A 2,974-nucleotide genomic window follows, 5' to 3' on the forward strand; every position below is an offset into this window, starting at 1 on the left:
TGCTAGTTATTTGTCGGTAACGAGTGCAGAACGCTATGAGTTGATTAGAGAAATGATGTTGTTTGTTGATTCTAAGAATATCACTGAAATCAAAGATTTAATCGACTATGCGATGCTGGAAAGGTTTGATGATTGGTTTCCGCTTCTTTGCGATAATTCAGCTTATATTATTGGGCAATATATAAAATCGAATCGTCATGGGTAAAATTTCAAAATATCATGTGAAATTTATTTTTTGTTTTTTTGGACTAGAATTTCGTCTAATGTAGTAGTGCAAATGTAGTGTTAAAGCAACGTCAAATCACCGTTATGATAACGTAAAAGTGACGTTAATTCGTTTGAAAGTGTACCCATTGAAATCCCTACCCGCACTGCGGGTTCAGATGAAGTCTAGGTACAGATTTCCCTTATGCTCTTTTTTGATTTGCGTATGATTTTTTTCTTGTTTCTTTTTTTCGTTTTTTGTAAACTAAGAAATGCCTTGGATAAACTTTTTACATTTTTTATGAAATGGTTGCTAGCGAATGCTGGCAGCCTATTTTTTATTTCCAGTTCAAGTTTTCGATCGTTTGGCGGGCGCGCCAGGGCTTGTTTATTGGCTTCACTCGTTCTGTATTCTTGACCATTTACGTCTAACAAGTGGGTTTTTCCCACGTTGGACGTAAATGGTCAAGAATTTTGCTTCCGCAAAAAGAACGAGTGAAGCCCGTCCTATCAACGTTTTGCCCCGGCGCGCCCGCGTCGCCCTGTTCTTACCCTATTCTTACCCTATTCTTACCCTATTCTTACCCTATTTGCAAAAGTGCGATCAAAAAAACGGCCGTTTTTTTATTTCCAGCTGACTTTTAGATGATTTGAATTTTCGTTTCCATTGCTTTTTAATCAAATCCACAATTGTTTTTAATCGATTTTCTTGCCTTGTTTTGATGAAACATTGACAGAATTTTGTCGAAACTTTCGAATTACTTTATCAAAACTTTTGGCTTACTTTGACGAAACTTCGACAAATTTTTATCAAAACTTTGTCAAAACTCCTCTCAAGTTTTAGCGAAACATTGACAGAATTCCCCCGAAAATTTTTGAATCGTTCAAGTGAAACGAGAGAAGTGAGATGCCAAGGTTTTGGCATTTTGATTGAAAAGTACAACAAAAAACAAGCCTAGTGAAAGACTTGTTTTTTTGTTGTAATCAAAGCTACAAAAAAAGAAAGATATAAAAAATATGGGTATAGAAGTAATATATATCATGCTTTATTTTGTTCTAAAAGGGGCTTATTTTGCGTTCTAAGCGATTTTAGGAATAGAAAGGGAATAAGGCGCAGTCAACGGTAAATCGAATTAGAGGCGCTTAGAGAGCTCCTAAGAGCCTCTTAGCGCCTCTGTGAGACTTTAAGGAGTTGGCGGCTAAAAACAAGACCCCACGCTTTTGTATGCCCCAACCTCATTGTTGGGGACGCCCACGAGTGGCGAACGTGTAGAAGGTCCAGGAAATAATTTCCTGGTGGGTTTGGGCAAAGCCCAAGGTTTTGAAGTTAAGATACTCAAAGATTGATACAAAAAGCCCTAAAACGCAATTTAAGGCGTTTTAGGGCAGGCAACAATGATAAATATCAAAAGGGTCACAAGAACGCTCGGAAACGTTCTCAAAACTAATTATAGCAACTTTATTGCTTGGTAAAAAGAGTTTAAATAAAATTTGTGAAATTGTGATGATCAAATGTTGGTATAAAAAAGACACTCTAATTCAATAATTAGAGTGCAAAAAGGAATAAATGATGGTTTTTATAATGGGAGTATAACACGATATGAAAAAAGCAAAAAGTCCTCGATGCAAAAACATTGAGGACTTTTTGTATAGTGTGTAATGCATATGAATCGGCTAGTTTGATTATAGCAAATTTGAGCGCATACAAAAATATTTTGAGTCAAAAAAGAACGATCGTAAATGAGTGGGAAAAATTTAACCGTATATCTAACAGGCGGTTAAGTGTGCAAGGTACGACCACCCCCCTAAAATTAAATTGGTCAATCGACCGAATTACGATAGTCGGAAGGCTAAAGGAAAATATTTATTATCATACTTCGAATGATGTGTTGATTTTAGATTTTGCCGAGCGGAAGCGCTGGAAGAAATTTTGATAAAAATTTCTGGAATTTAGGTTGCTGAGGGGGGGACTACGACACCCCCCTTATTGGTCGTTGGTCATTGGTCGACGACTGTTCAGCCTTACTCTCCCAAGGGTTTCAGCGTTTTTTTTTGACAAAATCAGTCGTATCAAGGGTTTGAAGGTTGTTTTTCGCTTTTTAGATGCAAAAGTGTTTCATTTTGTTCTATATTATGCTACATTGGTTTTTGAGAAAATCAGGACAATGCTAGGAGGATAAAAATGGTTGCTGATGATAAAAAAAGAGTTACAGTTACGTTAAATGAGTCTATTGCTGAAGAACTTGAGAATATTGCTAAAAGAATGGGTCTTAATAAGTCTGGATTGATTACGGTTTGGGTGAATGCTAATAGAAAGGATTTTGAGCAAAAAAAATAGCAAAAGCTTCGTGTTGGCGCACTGCTTTTGCTATCTGTTATCGCTCTGTTAAGGTGATTATAGCATGACGAGTAGAAAAACTAAAGATGAACGTACGAGGAATTGGACGTTTGTAGTCTATCCTGAATCGGCTCCTGAAAATTGGCGGGAGTTTTTAGATGGGTTACATGTTCCTTGGGTTGAGAGTCCGCTTCATGATAAAGATGTGAACCCTGATGGTGAAATGAAAAAACCTCATTGGCATATTTTGATAATGTTTAGTGGTAAAAAAACGTATGAGCAAATATGTGAGATAACTCGAAAGCTTCGGTCTCCAAACCCGCAAAAATGTGTTAATGCAAAAGGTATGATACGATATTTTGCTCATATGGATAATCCGGAAAAATTTCAATATGCTAAAAGTGATATTATTGCTCACGGTGGTGCAGAGAT

The 2,974-nt window shown here is 36.7% G+C and carries 2 protein-coding genes and 2 pseudogenes; all 4 read left to right on the plus strand.

Annotated features, from left to right (window positions below):
* Positions 1-205, plus strand: a pseudogene (locus tag IGI96_RS19630) (hypothetical protein); the annotation flags it as partial.
* A gap of 1,714 nt (positions 206-1,919) precedes the next feature.
* Positions 1,920-2,123: pseudogene (locus IGI96_RS19635) on the plus strand (replication initiation factor domain-containing protein); the annotation flags it as partial.
* 263 nt (positions 2,124-2,386) lie between these two features.
* A complete protein-coding gene (locus IGI96_RS19640; RefSeq protein WP_438785705.1) occupies positions 2,387-2,542 on the plus strand; it encodes a CopG family transcriptional regulator in 156 nt (51 codons plus the stop codon).
* 64 nt (positions 2,543-2,606) lie between these two features.
* A partial coding sequence (locus IGI96_RS19645) for a replication protein (RefSeq protein WP_438785706.1) occupies positions 2,607-2,974 on the plus strand: 368 nt, incomplete at its 3' end.

Source organism: Enterococcus sp. DIV0421 (assembly GCF_051713745.1).
Classification (GTDB): Bacteria; Bacillota; Bacilli; order Lactobacillales; family Enterococcaceae; genus Enterococcus_D; species Enterococcus_D casseliflavus.